We start from the raw sequence: 21,097 nt of genomic DNA, 5'->3' as shown, positions 1-21,097 counted from the left end.
ACGAAGCCGGCGGCCCCTGTGTTCAACCCGTCCCCGTCCTTCCGGAAATCGCGGGCCCAGCCGGGCATGCCGCGGCTCGGTCCGTCCTCGTCCCAAGGGCGGCCCGGCCAGGCGTGCCACGGTACGGCCGGACCCGGGGTCACGGTCCGTCAGGCGGGGCGGCCGGCGTCGGTGTGCTGGTCCGTCACAGCCATGGGTGAACCCGCCGGCGCCGGCCAACGCGGGGGGCTCCCCCCGCGGATGTCGACGCGCTGGAGGCGCACCGCACCGGCACCACGACGCACGGCGGCCGACTCCCCCCGGCCACGGCGACGTCCGCTGTGGCCGGGGGTGGACCGCGAACGCCGCTGTTCAGGTGCGGCGTTCGAATGCGTCCCGGCTCAGGAAGAGCAACCGGGCTGTCTTCTCGGGGAGTTCGATCAGTGGCCCGGGTACGAATCCGGCCCGGGTCAGACGCGCGATCGCCTTGTCGTTACGGGCGTCCGGTTCGGCCACGATCCGCTGACGGCTCGGGTCCGCCAGCACATAGGTGAGGAACACGGAGAGAAGAGTGCCGCTGAAGCCCCGCTCCGTGGCACCGGCGGTGGGACCGATCATCAGGTGGATACCGAAGTCGCCGGGCCGTACGTCGTAGCACTCGCCGACCGGGTCGGCGTCCGGCTCGTACGTCTGGAAGAGCGCGACCGGCCTGTCGTCCCGGTGGAGCAGATAGGCGTGGTGGGTGGTGAGGGAGTCCAGATACTCGTAGATCTCCAGGACGCGCTCCCGCCCGGCCTCGCGCATACCCCAGAACCGGGCCCGCTCCTCACTGACCCAGCGGTGGATCACATCGAGGTCGCCCGCGGGATCCACGGGCACGATGCGGACCCTCCCGAAGCCGTCGACCTTCTGCTCGTACACGGCGGTGCGGGCGGCGGCTCCGGTCGGAGCCGGGAGGGCGGGCGGCTCAGAGGTCATGGCGCTCCTTGGTCAGCTGGTTCCAGTCGATGATCACGGGCACGAGGTCTCCTCGTAGCCACAGCGGCAGTTGGTCGTGGTGGTGGGCGTCGCCCGGTACGCCGGAGGCACCGAACGGGACCACCCACAGGCTGTCCTCGCGCCGGGCGAGGTCCCACACATAGCGCGCCGCGGGACCGCGCGCGCTGTGGTCGGTGACACCGGGAACGCTCGAGGTGGCCAGCACGCAGTCGTGGTCTCCGGACAGCCCCGGCGACACCTCGGGCGTCGCGCCGGGCAACGCCCGCCAGGGAGCGAGCCGGTGCACCTCCCCCCAGGGCACCGGCGCCCCGCCCGCGGAGGCCACCTCCTCAACGGCCGCCCGGACCAGGCCGTCCCTGTCGGCCGCGGGCAGGAGGTCGGTGGTCAGCAGGGTCTCCAGCGCGAAGGCGATCCGCGGGACCAGGGCGAGCCAGGGCAGGAACACGTCCGGATACGCGGGGGGTTCGGCCAGCCCCGCGAAGACCGGATGAGCCGCGAACCGGTGCACGAGAGCCGCCCGCACCGCGGCGTACGACGTGGCGTCCGTGCTGTCGGCCTCCATCCGGCGGTCCCAGCGCAGAAGCCGCTCCCGCAGGCGTACGGCGTCCGCGCTGAGACCGTCGAGTCCTCCCATCAGCTCCACCAGGGGCCGGGCGGAGGCCAGACGGGTATCGGTGTGGACGGCCGCCATGTCCCTGGCCGACCAGGCGGTCGACGCGCCCAGCAGCTCCCGGATCCGCAACTCCCGGTGCGCGGGGGCGAACTCGACACCGAGCGGCGCGGCCAGGCCTCGCTGGTTGGCCATCACCGCGAGACCGTCGACCGCCTCACGAGGCATCGGTCCGTGCCGGCCTCGCCATTGGTGTCCGGGCTCCCACGCCGGCACGACGCGCAGCCGGTTGTCCCGGTGGCGCACCGGTACCCGGCCCGCGACACGGTGCAGCAGGCCGCCTTCGGTGTCGGCGGCCTGTACGACATTGACGGGCTCCACCCACTGGTCGAGGGCCCGGTCGACATCGGCCACGGTGCCGGCCCGGAGCAGCGCGGGCAGAGCGCCGAATCCGAGGTCACCGCTGACCCGTGGGGGACAGCGGAGACTGATCGCCTCCGGTTCATCCGGGCCGCCGATCACGACCGGACCGCGTTCGGTCTCGACCACCTCGATCTCGACCGGCGCGCCTCCCGCCACCTGGATGGTCTCGACGTGAACCGCGGCGGGGCGCCAGCCGTCCGGGCCGAGCGCCTCGACCTGCGCACCGCGGCGTCGCAGCCGCTCCCGGTAGAGGTCCTGGTAGTCGGCCATGGCATTGGTGATCGCCCAGGCCACCGTGCCGGTGTGCCCGAAGTGCGCGATGCCCGGCACTCCGGGGACGGCCAGTCCCACGACGTCGTAGTGCGGGCAGGCCAGGTGGATCTGCTGGTAGATGCCCGGATCCTCGATGAACCGGTGCGGATCGCCGGCGATCAGGGCGGACCCGGTGGCGGTGCGGTCGCCGGCGACGAGCCAGCCGTTGCTCCCGGAAGTGCCGGGGCCGTCGGTGGCGAACAGCCCGATCTTCTCGGCGCCGAGCCGGCGAGCGACCTCCTCGCGCCACAGCTTGGCGGGGAAGCCCGCGAAGAGGATGTGGTGCGACAGCCAGATACGCAGCGGCGTCCACGGCCGCCACCGGCCGGGAGCGAGCCCGGCGGCCGCGAACTCCGGTGCCCGTCGCGCCCCGTCGCCGAGACCGGCGTTGACACCGGCCACGTAGCTTCTGACCCAGGCGCCGGTGGCCGGGTCGAGTCCCCGGAAGCAGCGCCGGGCGGTGTCGTCCAGCCGGGCCTGCCGGGCGAAGCGGTCCCAGCCGACGGCGCCGGCGCCCAGGAAGGCGGCCGAGGCGCCCCGGGAGCGGTGCCGCTCGACCTCGATCTGCCAGGCACGGTCCATGGCGGCGCTACGACCCTGGGCGAAGGCGAGTTCGTGTGCGCTGCCCGCCCGCAGATGCGGTATCCCCCAGGGGTCCCGGTAGACCTCGATGCTCACACGACCGCCCGATCTTAGTTAGGTAAGGCTAACCAAAGCTATCACGGTCGCTCCGGAGGCGGCGCACCACCGCGACCACGGACACCCGCCCCGCCGACGACGGGCGCGCTGCGCCACCGGCCCCGGACCGGGCACTCGCTCCGGGCGCCGAGCCGAGCGGCGCGCACCACGGGACGCGGACCGAGCCCGACACAAGGCGTACGGGCCAAATCACCGAGGAGCCCGAACGGTTCCCCGCCGCCGACCGCGACCAAGGCCGAACGTCGAACCCCGACTGGACATCAACTTAGGCTAGGCTAACCTAAGTTCGCCCTGACAGGCCCTGCCCTCCCTTCCGTCGCGAGAGAGCGAAACACCGTCATGCCCCGTTCCAGGACCGCCATCCCCCGCTGCCCTTCCGGTGTGCGCCCAGCATGCGGCGACTGCGTCGCATCCGTCTCTCCGCTCACGGCCTGCCGGCTTCCCCACTCATCCCCCACCGTTGAGGACTGACCATGAGTTTCCAGGGGCACACCGCCGAGGCCCCCTCGCACATCGCCGAGGCCTCGCGCACCGCCGAGTTCCCCACGACAGGCGGCGTCTCCGAGGGGACAGGCGCACGAGCGCATCTTTTCAACGACCGCACCGTGGACCGTTACCGGCGCGCCCTCACCGAGGGGATCGACCGGATCGCGTCCAAAGTCGCCGTCACCCGGCGGCCGTTCAGCGGGATCTCCCCGGCCCGGCTCGCGCCCGAGATATCGGGGATCGACCTGGAACGGCCCCTGGGCGACCCGGCCGCCGCCCTCGACGAGCTCGAGAACGTCTATCTGCGTGATGCCGTCTACTTCCACCATCCGCGCTATCTCGCCCACCTCAACTGTCCCGTCGTCATCCCGGCGCTGCTGGGCGAGGCCGTCCTCACCGCCGTCAACTCCTCTCTCGACACCTGGGACCAGAGCGCCGGCGGCACCCTCATCGAGCGTCGCCTGATCGACTGGACCACCGAGCGCCTGGGGCTCGGCGAGGATGCCGACGGTGTCTTCACCAGCGGCGGCACCCAGTCCAACCTCCAGGCGCTGCTGCTCGCTCGCGAGGAGGCCTGTGCCCTCGCCGAGAAGAACTCCGCGGTCCCGCCGGCCCGGCACGAGATCCTGCCGCGGTTGCGGATCCTCGCTTCCGAGGTCTCCCATTTCAGCGTCAGGAAGTCGGCGAAGCTCCTCGGGCTGGCACCCGACGCCGTCATCACCGTCGAGACCGACAGCGACCGCCGTATGCGAGCCGCGTCCCTCGCCCGCGAGGCCGAGCGCTGCCGGCGCGGCGACCTGATCGTCATGGCCGTCGTGGCCACCGCGGGCACCACCGACTTCGGCTCCATCGACCCGCTGTCCCGGATCGCCGACCTGTGCCACGGGGCCGGACTCTGGATGCACGTCGACGCCGCCTACGGCTGCGGGCTGCTGGCCTCCCCGACCCGGCGCCATCTGCTGGACGGCATCGAGCGCGCCGACTCGGTGACCGTGGACTACCACAAGTCCTTCTTCCAGCCGGTCAGTTCCAGCGCGGTCCTCGTCCGCGACCGTGCCACCCTGCGGCACGCGACGTACCACGCCGACTATCTGAACCCCGAGCGCACGGCCGAGCGGATCCCCAACCAGGTCGACAAGAGCATCCAGACCACCCGCCGCTTCGACGCCCTCAAACTCTGGCTGACACTGCGCATCATGGGCCCCGACGCCGTCGGCGCTCTCTTCGACGAGGTGGTCGACCGTGCCGCCGACGCCTGGCAGCTGCTGGAGGACGACCCTCGCTTCGAGGTTGTCGCCAAGCCCCAGCTGAGCACCCTGGTCTTCCGCTACCTGCCCCCCGAGGGCCCGGCCCGAGCGCTGGCCGACGAGGCCAATCTGTACGCCCGCGAGGCGCTGGCGGCTTCCGGCGACGCGGTCGTGGCCGGGACCACGGTCGACGGGCGCCACCATCTGAAGTTCACCCTGCTCAACCCGGAGACCTCGCTGGACGACATCGCTCATGTCCTCGACCTCCTGGCCGAGCACGCGGGCCGGTATCTGAACGACAGGGCCGCCGCACGCGCCCGCCGCGCCGGCTGAACCACCCGTCCCCGCCACCCCCGCACGGGAGAACACATGTCCACCCACGACTTCATCGCGATCGGGCTGGGCCCCTACAACCTGGGCCTCGCCTGTCTGACCGAGCCGATCGACGAACTCGACGGCCTGTTCCTCGAGAGCAGGCCGGACTTCGACTGGCACCCAGGGATGCTGCTGGACTTCGCCACGCTGCAGACCCCGTTCATGGCCGACCTCGTCACCCTGGCCGACCCGACCTCCCCGTACTCCTTCCTCAACTACCTCAAGGAATCGGGGCGGCTGTACTCCTTCTATATCCGCGAGATGTTCTATCCGGTCCGCGAGGAGTACAACGCGTACTGCCGCTGGGCCGCCGCCAGGCTCTGCGGCATCCGCTTCGGCCACGAGGTGACCCGGGTCTCGTACGACGAGACCGAGGGCCTCTACACCGTCCACGCCGTCACGGCGGCCACCGGCGAGCGGACCGCGCACCGCGCCCGCCATCTCGTCCTGGGCACCGGCACCCCGCCGTACGTCCCCGACGCCTGCCAGGGCCTCGGCGGAGACGTCATCCACAACTCGGGCTATCTGCCGGCCAAGGAATCGCTCCAGGCCAAGGACAGCATCACCGTCGTCGGCAGCGGGCAGAGCGCCGCCGAGATCTACTACGACCTGCTGGCGGACACCGGCCCCGGCGGCTACCGGCTCAACTGGGTGACCCGCTCCCCGCGCTTCTTCCCGCTGGAGTACACCAAACTCACCCTGGAGATGACCTCCCCCGAGTACGTGGACTACTTCCACGGGCTGCCGGAGGAGACCCGCTACCGGCTCGAAGCCGAGCAGAAGGGCCTCTTCAAGGGCATCGACGCGGAGCTGATCAACAGTATCTTCGACCTCCTCTACCAGAAGAGCGTCAAGGGCCCGGTCCCCACGCGACTGCTGACGAACACCGCGCTCACCACCGCGGCGTACGACGCGACGAGCGGTACATACACCCTCGGCCTCCACCACGCCGAGCAGGAGCGGGACTTCACCCTCATCACCGAGGGCCTTGTCCTGGCCACCGGCTACCGGTACCGCATCCCGGCGTTCCTGGAGCCGGTCCGCGACCGTATCCGCTGGGACTGCCGCGGCCGCTTCGACGTCGCCCGGAACTACAGCATCGACACCACCGGCCGCGGGATCTTTCTGCAGAACGGCTCCACCCACACCCACAGCATCACCTCCCCCGACCTGGGCATGGGCCCCTACCGCAACTCCTGGATCATCCGCGAGCTGCTGGGCCGTGACGTCTACCCGGTCGAGAAGGCCATCGCCTTCCAGGAGTTCGGCGCACCGGAGGGCGTCATCGCATGAGTACGGACACGAGAACCGGCACGGTCGTCTTCACCCGCACCGACGAGCGGCTCGGCGAGTTCGCCGTCCGCACGCTCGACCCGGAGGCCGACGCCGGCCTGCTGCACGGCTGGGTGACCCACCCCAAAGCGGCGTTCTGGATGATGCAGGACGCCGACGTGGCGCAGGTCGCCGAGGAGTACGGCAGGATCGCCGGGCACCCGCACCACGACGCCTTCATCGGTCTGGCGGACGGCCGCCCCGCCTTCCTGATCGAGCGTTACGACCCCGCCCACGTCGAACTGGCGGGCCTGTACGACCACCGTGAGGGCGACATCGGCATGCACTTCCTGTGTGCACCGGCCGATGCCCCGGTCCATGGCTTCACCCGGGCGGTGATCACCACCGTGATGGCCTGGCTCTTCGACGACCCGGCTGCCCGGCGCGTGGTGGTCGAGCCGGATGTCCGCAACACCGCGGTTCACGCCCTCAACGCGGCCGTCGGCTTCGAGGTCGTCCGCACCCTCGCCAAGCCCGAGAAGGACGCGCTGCTGAGCGTCTGCACCAGGGACCGGTTCCTGGACGCCCTCGGCGTCGGCCACGGCCCGAGGAGAGACCGCGTGCTGAACCGTCCCCCGGAACATCCCCGGACCTCCGATGCCGCCGCGGCCGTCTCCCATCTGACACCGGAGCGCTGGGCCCGCGCCAACCGGCTGCTGGTCCGCAAGGCGCTCGCCGAGTTCTCCCACGAGCGGCTGCTCACTCCCGAGCCCGCGCCCGAGTCCGCCCGCGGAGCCGGGCCCGGCCACCGGCCCGCCCCCGACGGCCGGTACGTCGTACGCAGCGACGACGGCACCGTCGAGTACCGCTTCGCCGCCCGCGTCCTGACCCTGGACCACTGGCTGGTCGACGCCGACAGCATCACCCGCCACCACGCCGGCACCGAACTGCCCCTCGACGCCGTCGACTTCTGCATCGAGCTGCGCGGCGCACTCGGCCTCTCGGACGCGATCCTCCCGGTCTATCTGGAGGAGATCGGCTCCACACTGGCCGGCACCGCGTACAAACTCACCAAGGAGCCGGCCACCGCCGCCGAGCTGGCCGAGGCCGGCTTCCAGACGATCGAGACCGGCATGACCGAAGGGCACCCGGGCTTCGTCGCCAACAACGGACGACTCGGCTTCGGTGTGCACGAGTACCACGCCTACGCCCCCGAGGCCGCGAGCCCGGTCCGGATGATCTGGCTGGCCGCCCACCGCGACCACTCCACCTTCACCTCGGCCGCGGATCTCGACTACGACGGACTCATCCGCTCCGAGCTGGGCGAAGAGGTCCTCGGCCGCTTCGCGTCGGTGCTGTCCGGACTGGGCCTCGACCTCGCCGACCACCACCTCATACCCGTCCATCCGTGGCAGTGGTGGAACAAGCTGTCGGTGACCTTCGCCGCCGAGGTCGCCCAGCGGCGCCTGGTCTGCCTCGGCGCCGGCGACGACGAGTACCTCGCCCAGCAGTCGATCCGCACCTTCTTCAACACCAGCGACCCGTCCAAGCACTATGTGAAGACCGCCCTGTCCGTACTGAACATGGGCTTCATGCGAGGCCTGTCCGCCGCCTATATGGAAGCCACCCCGGCGATCAACGACTGGCTCGCCCGCCTCATCGCGAACGACGACGTCCTCCGGGGCACCCGGCTGACGATCATCCGCGAGCGGGCCGCCGTCGGGTACCACCACCGGCAGTACGAGGCCGCCACCGACCGCTACTCCCCCTACCGCAAGATGCTCGCCGCGCTGTGGCGGGAGAGCCCCGTCCCCACGCTGGAACCGGGCCGGCGCCTGGCCACCATGGCCTCCCTCCTCCACACCGACCGCGGGGGACGCTCGCTGGCAGCCGCCCTGATCAACCGGTCCGGCCTGGCCCCCGAGGTGTGGCTACGGCGCTACCTCGACGCTTATCTGACGCCGCTGCTGCACAGCCTCTACGCCTACGACCTGGCGTTCATGCCGCACGGGGAGAACGTCATCCTGGTCCTCGACGGCGGCGCGGTCGAGCGAGTGATCTTCAAGGACATCGCCGAGGAGATCGCCGTCATGGACCCGGACGCGGCCCTGCCCCCGGAAGTCCGGCGCATCCGGACCGACACCCCCGAGGACGAGAAGATCCTGGCGATCTTCACGGATGTCTTCGACTGCTTCTTCCGCCACCTGAACGGCATCCTGTCCTCCGAGGGCGTTCTCGACGAGGAGACCTTCTGGCGGACCGTCGCCGAGTGCGCCGCCGACTACCAGGCCTCCGTCCCGCATCTGGCGGAACGGTTCAAGCGGTACGACCTGTTCTCCCAGGAGTTCGCACTGTCCTGCCTCAACCGGCTGCAACTGCGGAACAACCAGCAGATGGTCGACCTTGCGGACCCCTCGGCGTCCCTCCAGCTGACCGGCACCCTGAAGAACCCCCTCGCCCGCTTCGCCCCCAAGCCGTGACCGTGGCCACGGAGTTCACCACCGGGACGGGGACCGGGACCCGGCTCCCCACCCGGTGGCTCATCCTCGCGGTGGTCTGCCTCGCCCAGCTGACCGTGCTGCTCGACAACACCGTGCTGAACGTGGCGATCCCGTCCCTCTCTCGGGAACTGGGCGCGTCCACCGCCGACGTCCAATGGGTGATCAACGCGTACTCGCTCGTCCAGGCCGGCCTGCTGCTCGCCTCGGGCAGCGCCGCCGACCGCTACGGTCGCAAGCGGCTGCTGCTGGCCGGGCTCGCGCTGTTCGGCACCGGATCGCTGGCGGCCGGATGTGCCCAGTCCACAGCCCAGTTGATCGCCGCCCGTGCGGGCATGGGCGTCGGCGGGGCGCTGCTGCTGACCACCACCCTCGCCGTCACTCTGCAGATCTTCGACGCCGGGGAGCGGCCCAGGGCGATCGGCATCTGGAGCGCCACGAACGCCCTCGGCTTCGCGGCGGGGCCGTCGGTCGGCGGCCTGATACTGGCCCACTTCTGGTGGGGGGCGATCTTCCTGATCAATATCCCCGTCGTGCTGCTCGGCCTCGTCGCGGTCCGGGCCCTGGTGCCCGAGTCGAAGAACGGGGGCGGCGGGCGGCCCGACCTTCCCGGCGCCCTGCTCTCCACCGTCGGTATGACCGCCACGGTCTACGCGATCATCTCGGGGCCCGAGCACGGCTGGGGCAGCGCCCGGGTCCTGTTCCCGGCCGCGGCAGGCCTCCTCGTACTCGGCGGCTTCGCCCTCTGGGAGCACCGCGTCCGCCACCCCATGCTGGATCTGCACTTCTTTCGCGACCGGCGCTTCGTGGGGGCGGTCGCCGGCGTCGTCCTCATCACCTTCGGCAGCGCCGGGGTGCTCTTCCTCCTCACCCAGCAGCTGCAGTTCGTCCGCGGATACACGCCGCTGGAGGCAGGTCTGCGGATGGCGCCCTTCGCGCTCACCGTCGTCGTCCTCAATCTCGCCGGGATCTCCACGCGGCTGCTGCGGCATCTGGGGCTGCCGCTGTCCATCGCCCTCGGCATGGCGCTCCTGGCGGCCGGATTCGCCGTCGTCGCATGCTTCTCCACGGGCGGCTACGGTGTCCTGCTGCCCGGCCTCGTCCTCATGGGTACCGGCTGCGCACTCGCCAACCCGGCCATCGTCGAGGCGGTCATGAGCGCGATTCCGCAGGACAAGGCGGGGGCCGGGGCGGGCGTCGACGGCACCATGACCGAAGTCGGCAGCAGCCTCGGCGTCGCCGTCCTGGGCGCCGTGATGAACGCGCGCTTCACGGCCCTGCTGCCGGCCGCCGCAGCCGGCGCGGGCTCGTTGCCGGCCGCTCGGGCCACGGTGCGTACGGAGGCGGAACGAGCAGCGGTCGTGGACGCCTTCGCCTCCGGGATCGAGACCGGCCAACTCGTCGGCGCGGCCGCGGTTCTCCTCGGCGGCTGCCTCGCGGCGCTGCTCCTGCACCGGGCCGCACGTCGGGAGCCCGCTCCGGAGAAGAGCTGAGCCTCCCGAGCCTCCTCCACGGCGGGCCGGCCGTGGAGCCGCTCACGGGTGAACGAGTGCTTGAGCCTCCCGGTCCGGCGCGTGGGCGGCTGTGCGCCGCGTCCGCGCGGGCGCTCGCACCGGGGTGCGGGGCGAGCCAATCTGTGGGTGGGGCCGGTTCCCTGTCGATCCGGCCGGCTGCCGTTCGTACAGAGGGTGAGAGGCCGGCACGGTGCCGGCCGTAACGTGGTCGAGGAGGCACAGTCATGCAGCAGTACCTGCTCAGCATCTACCAGCCCGACGGGGACCCGCCGCCGCCCGAGGTCCTGGATCCGATCATGCGGGACGTCGAGGCCGTGAAGGCCGAGCTCAGGGAGGCCGGCGCCTGGGTGTTCTCCGGGGGCCTGCACCCGCCGAGCACGGCCACCGTGCTGCGCGCGAAGGACGACGAGGTGCTCACGACCGACGGCCCGTACCTCGAGGGCAAGGAGCACATCGGCGGCTTCACCGTCATCCGGGCGCCCGATCTCGACGCCGCGCTCGAATGGGGCCGCAAGCTCGCCCGGGCGGTCACCCTCCCGATCGAGGTGAGGCCGTTCCAGCACGGAGGCAGCGAGTGACGTCCGGCAGCCGCCGGGTGAACGCATCGGCGATCGAGCGGGTGTTCCGCGAGGAGTACGGTCGCGCGGTCGCCGTCCTGGTCCGCGTCTTCGGTGACATCGACGTCGCCGAAGAGGCGGTCCAGGACGCGTTCACCACGGCGGTGGAACGGTGGCCCTCGGCCGGGCTGCCTCCGAGCCCGGCCGGATGGATCATCACCACCGCCCGTAACCGGGCGATCGACCGGCTCCGCCGGGAGGCGTCCCGCGAGGCCCGGCACGCTCAGGCCGCTCTGCTGTACGAACGCGACGAACCGGCCGAGGAGGGCCCCGTGCGCGATGACCGGCTGCGTTTGATCTTCACCTGCTGCCACCCCTCACTCGCCACGGCGTCGCAGGTCGCGCTGACCCTCCGGCTCCTCGGCGGGCTCACCACCGCGGAGATCGCCCACGCCTTCCTCGTGGCCGAGCCGACCATGGCCCAACGGCTGGTCCGGGCCAAGGGCAAGATCCGCGACGCACGCATCCCCTACCGGGTCCCCACCGAAGCCGACCTGCCGGACCGTCTCCGGGCCGTGCTGGCCGTGGTCTACCTCGTCTTCAACGAGGGCTATACGGCCAGCTCGGGCGACGAGCTGGTCCGCGAGGACCTCTGCGCGGAGGCCATCCGTCTCGGACGGCTCCTGGCCGAGCTCATGCCGGACGAACCGGAGGTCATGGGGCTGCTCGCCCTCATGCTGCTCATCGAATCACGCCGGGCCACCCGCACCGGCCCGGACGGCGCGCTCGTACTGCTGACCGACCAGGACCGGGACCGCTGGGACCACGGCCTGATCGAGGAGGGCCAGGCCATCGTCCGGCAGTGCCTGCGCCGCAACCGGCCCGGCCCGTACCAGATCCAGGCGGCGATCAACGCCGTGCACAGCGACGCGCCGACCGCGGCCGCCACGGACTGGTCGCAGATCCTGCAGCTCTACGACCAGCTCTATGCGCTCGCCCCGAGCCCGGTCGTGGCACTGCACCGTGCGGTCGCGGTGGCCGAGGTCGAGGGACCACAGCCGGCACTCACCCTCGTCGACGGCCTCGATCTCGGTGGCTACCACCTGTTCCACGCCGTCCGCGCCGACCTGCTGCGCCGCCTGGGCCGCACCGCCGAGGCCGCGCTCGCCTACGATGCGGCGATCGCCCGCACCCGGAACGGATCCGAGCGCGACTTCCTGCAGCGCAGCCGTCAGGCACTCGCCCGGGCGTGAGCAGGGCGGTTCCGCCCCTGCCTCGGCTCGCTCGTCGGCCGGAAGCCCTGGTGCCCGGTCGCCCGGAGGTGCATGCCTGCCGAGAGACGCATGGGCGCGGCCGAGCCGCCCACCTCGTACGGGCTCCGTCCGGGGCCGCGCCGCCCTCGCCCTGTCCGCCGGACGGATGGTCCGGCGCACGCCGAGCCTCCCCGGTCTCCGGTCACCGCTCGGCGCGGTGACCGGACCCGCCCTGGTGCGGACCGGTGTTGTCCGCCGTGGGTCAGCTGCCGCCCGATGGGCCCGGGGGCGCGGAGCGCTCGACGACTCGGGCCAGTCGTTTGAGCATGTTCCGGTGGCGGAGTTGGAAGACCGCGTCGAGGGCGACGTTGTGCACGCGGGCGCCGGGGCCGCTCAACGGGTGTTCGTCGACGATGACGAGAGCGTCCTGACCCCATGGCCGTACCTCGATGGCGATCCGGGCGGTGCCCAGGGGACCGCTCTGCGCTTCCAGTTCGAGCCGCCGCGGCGGGTCGCAGAAGCGTGACACCGTGTTCCCCTCCACGGTCCAGCGGCCGAGTTTCACCCGGTACCGGAGGGCGGAGCCCTCTGCGGGCCAGCTGTCGTCCAGCGCGCTGGAGTCCCGCGTTCCCACCACCCAGTCCGCGTACTGGTCGCCGTTGCTGAGCACGTTCCATACGGATACGGGTGACCGGTTCACGAGAATGTGTCGTACTGCCATGGTCCGCCTGCCTTGCGTCTGTTGGTTCCCCCGGCTCGTCATGGATGGAATCGTCCGCGCTCCCCTCCGCTCAGGGCGCGTTGCAGCGCCGACAGCCCCGGGGCGAGGACACGGCGAACGGCGGTCCGCCGGACTTTGAGGGCGGCGCGGGCCGCGTTGGCCCCGCACGCACCGTGCACTCCCCCGCCCGGGTGGGCGGACGAGGAGGCCAGGTACAACCCGTCGACGGGCGTCTCGGGCCGGCCGGACCCCGGTGTCGGCCGGAAGATCAGCTGCTGGTGCACGGCCGCTGTCCCGCCGTTGAGTGCCCCGCGGTGGAGACTCTGGTCCAGCCGTTCCAGATCGGTCGGTGCCAGCACGCGGCGAGCGATGACGCACTCGCGGAATCCGGGCGCCAGCCGTTCGACCTCGTGCTCCAGGCGCTCGGCCATCGCCTCCTTCTCCCCCGGGCCCCAGCGCGAGGTGATCCCGGCGTGTCCCGCGTCCCCGCGAATGTGTTGCGGCAGGTGGGTGTAGGCCCAGGCCGCCTCGGTGCCCGGCGGGGAGCGCGTCGGGTCGGCCGTGGTCATCTGGCCCAGGAGGGCGAAGGGCCGGTCGGGAACGTGCCCGGTCGAGAGTTGTGCGTTGTACCGGGTCATGTGGTCGACTCCGTCGGCGACATGCACCGTGCCCGCTGTGGCCGCGGCCCCGGCGGTCCAGGGGATGGGGCGGGAGAGCGCCCAGTCCACCTTGAAGGTCGCGTAGTCCCAGTGGAAGCGGCGGATGTCATCACGCAGCCGCGTGGGCAGATGCTCCCAGGAGACCAGACGGCCGTAGAGAGCGGGAGCGGGTACGTCGGCCAGGACCGCGTACCGGGCGTGGACCGGCTCGCCCCCGGCCGTTCGCACTCCGGTGCACCGCCCGCCCTGTACGAGGACGGCCTCGACCTCGCTGGAGCAGCGAACGGACCCGCCCTTGGCCTCCAGCCGTCGTACGAGCGCCGCGGTCAGCTCCTGGGCTCCGCCGCGCGGTACGGGCCAGCCGAGCTGCTGTCCCATCATGAGCAGCAGCCATCCGAAGGCGGCGCTGCCGGGAGACTCGGGATAGAAGTCGGCGTGCAGTGCGCATCCGGCCAGCAGCACAGGCCCGCCCACGCCCGCGAAGTCCTCCTCGCCCAGGCGCCGCACGGGCAGGGTCAGCATCCGCAGCAGTCTGAGCCCTCCCGCCGCCCGCACCTTCGCCGCCAGCGCCGCCGCGGAGCGTATCGGCGGGAAGGGTGCGAACAGCGCCCGGAACAGATCGGGGCCCAGCCGGTCCCACAGGTCCGCCAGGCGCAGATACGCCTCCCCGTCGCCGGCCGCGAAGGACTCGAGGTTCTCCGCGGTCCGCGTACGGTCGCGGTCCAGCAGCGCACAGCGTCCGTCCTGGAGCGGGTGGGCGAGGACCGAGGGGGCATGGCTCCAGCGCAGTCCCCAGCGTTCCAGCTGCAGCGCCTGGAAGGCAGGTGAGGCGGCTGCCAGCGGATGGAAGGAACTGAACAGATCGTGCACGTAGTCGGGGCGCAGTCCGCGATCACTGCGTACGGCCCCTCCCGGCACGGCCTGTGCCTCCAGCACCAGTACGTGCCAGCCGGCGTCCGCCAGGACGTTCGCCGCCACCAGGCCGTTGGGGCCCGCGCCCACCACCACGGCGTCCGCGGTCACAGCCATGAGCGGCTCCGTTGCGTTCCGACGCTCACGGTCGCCCGCCCACGCCGGTGGCCACCTCCCGCAGGCGGCCGCCGCCCCGGAGACGTCGGCGCAAGGGGGGTGTGGAGAAGGCCCTTCCTTCGCGGAGACCGTCCAAGAAGTCCTGCATGGCCTGGACGGACGTGTACCGGGGTGACCACCCCAGCACGTTCCGGGCCCGGGAGGTGTCCATGAGGGGAAATTCCAGTACCGCGTCGAGCAGTTGCGCCGGCGCGGGGATCAGGCGCAACCGCCATGCGGCCCGGGCCGCGGCCCGTAGCGGCCAGTCCGGCATGGGCACCGCCCGCGTACCGGTCAGCCGGGCCAGCAGTCGTGCGTCGACGGTCGGCTCCGCCGCGAGGTTGAAGGCACCGTGTACCGGCCCGATGACGGCCTGGCAGAAGGCGTCGGCCACGTCGTCGGTGTGTACGGCCTGAAAGCGCAGGCCCGGGACGTCCGGTACGAACGGGAGCCGGACCGGGCCCCACGCGCGGTCGGGGACGAAGGGCCCGGCGAAGATGCGGCGCTGCTCGGCTGCCGACTCCCCCATCACGACGATGCCGGGGCGCATCCGGACCACTCGAATACCGGGATGCGCGCACTCGAAGCGGTCGAGGAGCCGTTCCACATAAGCCTTCTCACGGCAGTAGGCCGCCTCCGGCCATCCGTGCGTGGGCCAGGTCTCGTCGACCCCGCGGTCCTTGGGACCCGGTGAGTAGGCCGCGACGGAGGAGGCGTGCACCAGGGCCGGTACGCCGGCCGCGGCCGCCGCCCGGAAGACCCGGTCGCTGCCCACCGCGTTCGTGTGCCAGGTGACTCGCGGGCGGCGGCTCGGCTGGAACAGCCAGGCCAGGTGCACAACGGCGTCAGCGCCGTCGAACAGCGCAGCCAGCTCCGTACTCTCCGCCACGTCCGCGCGGGCCCAGGTCGTCTTGGCCGGAGACCACTCGGGGAGCCGGCGCGCCACGCCGAGGATGGAGCCCACCCGGTGGTCCGCACCGAGTCGCTCCACCACCCGGACCCCGAGGTTGCCGGTGGCCCCCAGGACCACCACGCGCAGGCCCCGCGCCGACGATTCCTCGGCTGTGCTCATGGCTCACCACCTCCGCCTCTCGCGCCGCGGAGGGGTAGCCGGCGCCCAGGCACGATCTACGCCGGAGTACCCGGGCGCAAATGAGGCAAACCGGCACATGGAGGCGCTGCGGGAGCGGGCAGCCGCCGGGGCCGCACGTCCGGCCCGTACAGCCTGTCGCGTGGATCGGCGACAGCGGTCGCGAAGCGGGACCGGAGGCCCCCGAACAGGCGCCGGAGCCCTTTACGCAGGTCGCACCGGCTCGCGGAGACCGATCCCCGCGGGCCCCTCCGGAGTGATGGCGGGGAGCGGGCACCGGGGGTCCTCCTTCCGCGGGCCGGTGCGGGCACCGCGGGTCCTCCTCCCGCGGGCCGGTGCTCGGTCCGTGGCGATCGGCGTTAGAGCGCGCGAATCGAGGGGACCCGAGAGATGTCCCCCGTCGGATGCGGGCCGTACGAACCGGAGAGACCTGGGGGCGGGGCCGACGACCGCGCACCCGCGGTTCGGTCACGGGCTGTGGCACCGGGTGGTACGGCGTTCCGCCCCAGCCGTGGAACGGATGAGCGCCGTTGTTCCGGCCGGGAAACCCTCGTCGAGGGGCGGCCCGGAAACGAAGAACGCACAAGAAGGGAAGGGGCAGAGCGATGCCCGCAGGTTCCAGTCGTCAGCGTGAACGACAGTACGAGCACATCAAGGAAGGCGCGGAAGAACGCGGGACGTCCACCGGCCGGGCCAAGGAAATCGCCGCCCGGACGGTGAACAAGGAGCGGGCACGCGCCGGAGAGGCGAAGTCCGCCAGCAAGACGTCGACGCGTGACAAGAAGTCCGCGCCCCAGCGGGGCGGCGAACGCTCCCACAGCGGATCCAAGGGCCCCACCCGTGACCAGCTCTACAACGAGGCCAAACAACGCGGTGTCGAAGGCCGGTCCACGATGACCAAGGAGCAACTGGCCAAGGCCCTCGGCCGCTGAACGACCCGGCAACGCCTGCCCCGGCTCACAGGACCCAGGGCGGGCGGCGGACTGTGAGGAGTACGGCGATGACCAAGGCACGGGAGATCATGACTCCGGGAGCGGAGTGCGCCGGTGCCGAGGACAGCGTCCTGGACGCGGCACGCAAGCTCACCGAGTTGGACGTCGGCGCTCTGCCGATCTGCGGAACCGACAACCGGCTCAAGGGCATGCTGACCGACCGGGACATCGTGGTGAAGGTCCTCGGCAAAGGCAAGGACCCGGCACAGACCAAGGTCGGGGATCTCGCCCAGGGCGAGGCCGTGACCATCGGCGCCGACGACGACACCGACGAGATCTTCGCGACCATGAAGAATCACAAGGTACGGCGGCTCCCCGTCATCGACGGGCATGACCTGGTCGGTATGGTCGCCCTCGCCGACGTCGCCCGCGCCCTGCCGGACCCCGAGGTCGGAGACCTGCTCGAAGCGCTGTCCACCGACTGACCGGCAGCGCGGACACCGAGGGTCGCCACGACACCTCGGCGAGGGCTCCGGCGCTCCGTACCGGCGCGGAGGAGCGCAACCGCTGAACGCCCACCACGGAGATGCGATGAGCGCACCCGGGCCGGCACCGACGGGGGTCCGCCTGCTCGGCGGTCGGCGGTCGGCGGTCGGCGGTCGGCGGTCGGCGGTCGGCGGTCGGCGGTCGGCGGCGAGCCTGCCGCCGACTGTCGGGCATGGCTCAGCGTGCTCAGCGTCCGTCCTGGTGCTCCTCACCCCCCAGGCGGGCACATGGCCGGCCCACCTGCTCATGGCGGACCGCAACCGGCCATGCCCCCGCGCCGTGTCCGTCGGCGGGAGCACCCCCCGAATACTCTCCCGAGCGATGAGTCTCCCTGCTCAGGGAAGTCCATATCGGTGAACTGCGCGGGCGAACGCCTCGGGGAGCCGGTGCTGTCGAAAGGGTGTGAACCGAGCATGGTGGATGACGAGAAGCGGATCCGGACCTTGATCCAGCAGTGGGCCGCAGCGGTGCACGGTGGCGACATGGACGGTGTGCTCGCGGACCACTCCGACGACATCGTGATGTTCGATGTGCCGCCACCGTACGAGGGCGTCCGCGGTATCGACGCCTACCGCGACACGTGGCCGCCCTTCTTCGAGTGGCAGGCACAGGGCGCCTCGTTCGAGATCGTGTCCCTGGACGTCACCGCCGGCGACGACGTCGCCTATGCCTTCGCCCTGCTGCGCTGCGGGACCGGGCAGGAGCTCGCCGAAAACCCCGGGAACCGCTTGCGACTGACCCTCGGGCTGCGCAAGGAGCAGGGCCGCTGGGTCGTCGCCCACGAACACCACTCGTTCCCCGACACCAGTGACGGGACCTGACGACACAGCCCCTGCGGGGGTCATGGGCAGCTGTTCAGGAACGGGGAACAGCGCTCCGTTGCGGGGCACGCGCCGCTTGCCTCCTTTGCCGGTGCGCACGTCCCGCCGCGCCTCCGGGCCGTCGCCGTGGAGGCGCTCCCCGTGCGGTGCCGGCTGAGGGAGGTCGGCGACAGATCGCCGGTTCCGCGGGTCGGGCCCCGCGCGTGTTCCCGCGCCCGCCGGGCCAGTGCGGCGGGGACGGCGGCAGGCCGGCGAGGGGGAGCCGCTCGCCGGAGACCGTGGATCCGGACGCATCCGTGGACCCCGTCCGGACGCATCCGTGGACCCCGTCCGGACGCATCCGTGGACCCCGTCGGCTCCGCCGCCCCGGCGGGGTACCACCAGGCCCTAAACGGTGGTGCGAGTGCGTCATCCGCGGGCGGTCAGGACCAGTCGGCCGCGCCGTCCAGGTGGGGCAGATAGTGATCGAGGCGCTCCCGCTTGGTCCGCAGATAGCGGATGTTCTCTTCACACGGCGGCATCAGCAGCGGCACCTGTTCGGCGATCTTGATGCCGTACCGCAGCAACGCCTCGCGCTTGAGCGGGTTGTTCGACAGCAGCCGTACCGACCGCACCCCGAGGTCGTGCAGTATCTCCGCCGCCACCCGGTAGTCACGGGCGTCGACCGGGAGCCCGAGCGCGAGATTCGCCTCCACCGTGTCCAGCCCCTCCGTCTGGAGCTTCATCGCCTGCAGTTTGGCCAACAGCCCTATTCCGCGCCCCTCGTGGCCCTGGAGGTACACGAGAACGCCGCGCCCCTCCGCGACGATCGCGCGCAGCGCCGCGGACAGTTGGTCGCCGCACTCGCAGTGCGTGGATCCGAAGGCGTCTCCGGTCAGACACTCCGAATGCACACGGGTGAGTGCCCCTTCTCCCGCGACTTCGCCGTATACCAGCGCCACTTGTTCCTCGCCACTGGCGAGGTCCAGGTAGCCGGTAGCCAGAAAATCGCCGTGCACCGTGGGCAGTCGGACATTTACCACTCGTTCGACACTTGATGGACGAGCACCGCTGTCGAACACGACATCACTTTCTGTCATGGCGGGATCTTACCTCTGCCGGTCAGTGCTCAACTGCGTATAGGAATAATGAGATGGAACCTCAACCGGACCGCCGTTTCGTCACGTTCGGCCGATGCGGGCTCCGTTGCCGCGTAGCCTGCTCCGGTGAGCGCGTCGGTAAAGTCATGTGGTGTGCGTCCGCATTCAGGGCCGCGCGACGGGCGCCTGCCCCGGAACGGACAAGGAAAGGCCGGAAAGACATGAGCGGTTCGGGAACGTACGGGACGGCCTCCGGCCTGCTGCCGCTGAGCACCACCGAGGAGGTGCGGGCGCGGCGGGCCGGCGTGGCCGTCCTTCCCATCGGCAGCTTCGAGCAGCACGGCGCGTTTCTTCCACTGGTGACCGACACGGTCATCGCCTGCACCGTCGCCCGGGAGATCGCCGCGGCACACCCGGTCCTGCAGCTGCCTCCGGTCACGATCTCCTGCTCGCACGAGCATGCGGCGTGGCCGGGGACCGTCAGCATCTCCGCCACGACCCTCTACGCCGTTGTGCGGGACATCGCCGACTCACTGCGCCGCTCGGGTATCGACGCCCTGGTTCTGGTCAACGGGCACGGCGGAAATTACGTACTCCGCAATGCCGTTCAGGAATCCGTCGGCGGGGATACCCGTATGGCACTGTTCCCGGGCCCGGCGGACTGGGATGCCGCGCGGGACAGGGCCGGTGTGCAGACTCCGTCGCCCAGCGATATGCACGCCGGAGAAGTGGAGACCTCCATCCTGCTGCATGCCCACCCGGAACTGGTGCGCCCCGGTTATGAGACGTCCGATTGTCTCGCCGACGAGCGGAAGCATCTCCTCAGTCTCGGCATGTCGGCGTATACGGAGTCGGGCGTCATCGGCCGCCCGTCCAGGGCGTCCGCCAGGAAGGGAAAAGAACTGTTGGCAAGTCTGGTCGATTCCTTCGGCGAGTACCTTTCCCTTCTTGCCGCGTAACGGACATTTCTTCCCTTCCCTCGGTTTTTGTGAAGCCACGGTGGGCGGGCCGCGCGGTGACAGGATCGTGGTCCGCTTGGTAGACAGACGACGAGCGCTCCGTCGGATCCGGCCCGTACGGACACCGGCAGTGACGCACCGTATGACGAAAGGCATGGCAAAAGGCGTGACAAAGGCGCCCCTTATCCCAGCGACCGACTCCCCCGCCGTCCGACGGCCGGCTGGTACCCGGCGGGTGACGCGATGACGGGCCGTGCCGCGGAGCACCGGGGCGGCGTACTGGATGCGGCCGAGGCCTGGGACCGCCTGCGCGGCATCCGGTCCGCGGCGGACGCCGAGGCCGCCGGGATCGTCCGGGTCGCGGACGGTGGCGGCCGGTGGGGACAGGACGCCGCGCCTGAGGCGGCGCTGCTCGCCGACCGCTATCTGCCGCTGTGCCTGGCCGGTCCGCGCATCACGTTCGCACAGCTCGGGCAGAGCCTTGACGGTTTCATCGCGACCCGTACCGGCGACGCCGACTATGTGACCGGCGAGGAGGACCGCCGCCATCTGCACCGCCTGCGCGCGCTGGCCGACGCGGTGGTCGTCGGGGCCGGGACCGCGATCGCGGACGACCCGCAGCTGACGGTGCGGGCCTGTGCCGGGGTCAACCCGGTGCGCATCGTCCTCGACCCGCACGGCCGGGTTCCGCTGCGGCGCCGGGTGTTCACCGACGGGGCGGCGCCGACCCTGTGGGTGGTGGGCGCCGGCAGCGAACGGCAACGGACCGTCCCGGACGGCGAGGGGGTCGAGGTACTGACCCTCCCGGACAGCGCCGCGTTCGCCCCCCACCGCCTGATACGAGCGCTCGCCCGGCGCGGCCTCGGCCGGGTGCTGATCGAGGGCGGTGGCGTCACCGTCTCCCGCTTCCTGCACGAGCGGGCACTTCACCGGCTCTACGTCACCGTGGCACCGGTCCTGCTCGGCGACGGCATACCCGGGCTCCGCTTCGCCGGTAC

General features: G+C 71.4%; 16 protein-coding genes and 2 pseudogenes. 12 read left to right on the top strand and 6 right to left on the bottom strand.

What is annotated here, in order from left to right; all coding sequences use genetic code 11:
• Nucleotides 1-351: 351 nt before the first annotated feature.
• Nucleotides 352-957: a GNAT family N-acetyltransferase gene (locus ACTWQE_RS02115; protein WP_443327037.1), complete on the bottom strand. Its 606-nt coding sequence runs from the start codon at nt 955-957 to the stop codon at nt 352-354.
• On the bottom strand, nt 947-3,001 hold the full coding sequence (locus ACTWQE_RS02110; protein ID WP_443327036.1) for a penicillin acylase family protein: 2,055 nt from the start codon (nt 2,999-3,001) through the stop codon (nt 947-949). The genes ACTWQE_RS02115 and ACTWQE_RS02110 overlap by 11 nt, the downstream gene beginning before the upstream one ends.
• 494 nt (nt 3,002-3,495) lie before the next feature.
• Here ACTWQE_RS02110 and ACTWQE_RS02105 point away from each other — a divergent pair, with 494 nt between their 5' ends.
• The 7 genes and pseudogenes from ACTWQE_RS02105 to ACTWQE_RS02075 all read left to right on the top strand — a co-directional run bounded on the left by ACTWQE_RS02105 (nt 3,496) and on the right by ACTWQE_RS02075 (nt 12,224).
• Nucleotides 3,496-5,088, top strand: coding sequence for a pyridoxal phosphate-dependent decarboxylase family protein (locus ACTWQE_RS02105; protein ID WP_443327035.1), 1,593 nt, complete (start codon nt 3,496-3,498; stop codon nt 5,086-5,088).
• A gap of 36 nt (nt 5,089-5,124) precedes the next feature.
• Nucleotides 5,125-6,423 carry a lysine N(6)-hydroxylase/L-ornithine N(5)-oxygenase family protein gene (locus ACTWQE_RS02100; RefSeq protein ID WP_443327034.1) on the top strand — a complete coding sequence of 433 codons (1,299 nt, stop codon included), beginning with the start codon at nt 5,125-5,127 and terminating at the stop codon, nt 6,421-6,423.
• Nucleotides 6,420-6,914, top strand: a pseudogene (locus ACTWQE_RS02095) (GNAT family N-acetyltransferase); the annotation flags it as partial. The gene ACTWQE_RS02100 and the pseudogene ACTWQE_RS02095, both read left to right, overlap by 4 nt.
• Nucleotides 6,915-7,025: 111 nt before the next feature.
• A complete protein-coding gene (locus ACTWQE_RS02090; RefSeq protein WP_443327145.1) occupies nt 7,026-8,882 on the top strand; it encodes an IucA/IucC family protein in 1,857 nt (618 codons plus the stop codon).
• The gene (locus ACTWQE_RS02085; protein ID WP_443327033.1) at nt 8,879-10,393 is read left to right on the top strand and encodes an MFS transporter; all 1,515 of its coding nucleotides are present in this window, start codon (nt 8,879-8,881) and stop codon (nt 10,391-10,393) included. The genes ACTWQE_RS02090 and ACTWQE_RS02085 overlap by 4 nt, the downstream gene beginning before the upstream one ends.
• Nucleotides 10,394-10,638: 245 nt before the next feature.
• Nucleotides 10,639-10,992, top strand: a complete 354-nt coding sequence (locus ACTWQE_RS02080; RefSeq protein WP_443327032.1) for a YciI family protein — start codon at nt 10,639-10,641, stop codon at nt 10,990-10,992.
• Nucleotides 10,989-12,224: an RNA polymerase sigma factor gene (locus ACTWQE_RS02075; RefSeq protein ID WP_443327031.1), complete on the top strand. Its 1,236-nt coding sequence runs from the start codon at nt 10,989-10,991 to the stop codon at nt 12,222-12,224. The genes ACTWQE_RS02080 and ACTWQE_RS02075 overlap by 4 nt, the downstream gene beginning before the upstream one ends.
• 262 nt (nt 12,225-12,486) lie before the next feature.
• On the opposite strand, the gene ACTWQE_RS02070 is transcribed toward ACTWQE_RS02075, so the two are convergent.
• The 3 genes from ACTWQE_RS02070 to ACTWQE_RS02060 are packed head-to-tail and all read right to left on the bottom strand — an operon-like array spanning nt 12,487 to nt 15,744.
• A complete protein-coding gene (locus tag ACTWQE_RS02070; protein WP_443327030.1) occupies nt 12,487-12,924 on the bottom strand; it encodes an SRPBCC family protein in 438 nt (145 codons plus the stop codon).
• 59 nt (nt 12,925-12,983) lie between these two features.
• Nucleotides 12,984-14,633, bottom strand: coding sequence for a phytoene desaturase family protein (locus ACTWQE_RS02065; protein WP_443327029.1), 1,650 nt, complete (start codon nt 14,631-14,633; stop codon nt 12,984-12,986).
• A 25-nt stretch (nt 14,634-14,658) separates the two neighbouring features.
• A complete protein-coding gene (locus tag ACTWQE_RS02060; RefSeq protein WP_443327028.1) occupies nt 14,659-15,744 on the bottom strand; it encodes an NAD-dependent epimerase/dehydratase family protein in 1,086 nt (361 codons plus the stop codon).
• 623 nt (nt 15,745-16,367) lie between these two features.
• On the opposite strand from ACTWQE_RS02060, the gene ACTWQE_RS02055 reads away from it, so the two are divergent.
• From ACTWQE_RS02055 to ACTWQE_RS02045, 3 genes are all read left to right on the top strand, one after another.
• Nucleotides 16,368-16,694, top strand: coding sequence for a plasmid stabilization protein (locus tag ACTWQE_RS02055; protein ID WP_443327027.1), 327 nt, complete (start codon nt 16,368-16,370; stop codon nt 16,692-16,694).
• A 68-nt stretch (nt 16,695-16,762) separates the two neighbouring features.
• On the top strand, nt 16,763-17,179 hold the full coding sequence (locus ACTWQE_RS02050; protein WP_443327026.1) for a CBS domain-containing protein: 417 nt from the start codon (nt 16,763-16,765) through the stop codon (nt 17,177-17,179).
• A 474-nt stretch (nt 17,180-17,653) separates the two neighbouring features.
• The gene (locus tag ACTWQE_RS02045; RefSeq protein WP_443327025.1) at nt 17,654-18,061 is read left to right on the top strand and encodes a nuclear transport factor 2 family protein; all 408 of its coding nucleotides are present in this window, start codon (nt 17,654-17,656) and stop codon (nt 18,059-18,061) included.
• A 422-nt stretch (nt 18,062-18,483) separates the two neighbouring features.
• Here ACTWQE_RS02045 and ribA read toward each other — a convergent pair whose 3' ends face one another.
• Nucleotides 18,484-19,140, bottom strand: coding sequence for a GTP cyclohydrolase II (ribA, locus tag ACTWQE_RS02040; RefSeq protein WP_443327024.1), 657 nt, complete (start codon nt 19,138-19,140; stop codon nt 18,484-18,486).
• Nucleotides 19,141-19,361: 221 nt separating this feature from the next.
• On the opposite strand from ribA, the gene ACTWQE_RS02035 reads away from it, so the two are divergent.
• Together ACTWQE_RS02035 and ACTWQE_RS02030 are read left to right on the top strand one after the other, a co-directional pair.
• Nucleotides 19,362-20,099 (top strand): creatininase family protein, encoded by a 738-nt coding sequence (locus ACTWQE_RS02035; protein ID WP_443327023.1) that lies wholly within the window; start codon nt 19,362-19,364, stop codon nt 20,097-20,099.
• A gap of 243 nt (nt 20,100-20,342) precedes the next feature.
• Nucleotides 20,343-21,008, top strand: a pseudogene (locus ACTWQE_RS02030) (RibD family protein); the annotation flags it as partial.
• Between the last annotated feature and the right edge of the window lie 89 nt (nt 21,009-21,097).

It is taken from the genome of Streptomyces sp. 8N706, from assembly GCF_052245415.1.
Taxonomy (GTDB): domain Bacteria; phylum Actinomycetota; class Actinomycetes; order Streptomycetales; family Streptomycetaceae; genus Streptomyces.
Note: the sequence above shows the minus strand (reverse complement) of the source record. Positions and strands in the feature narration are given on the sequence as shown.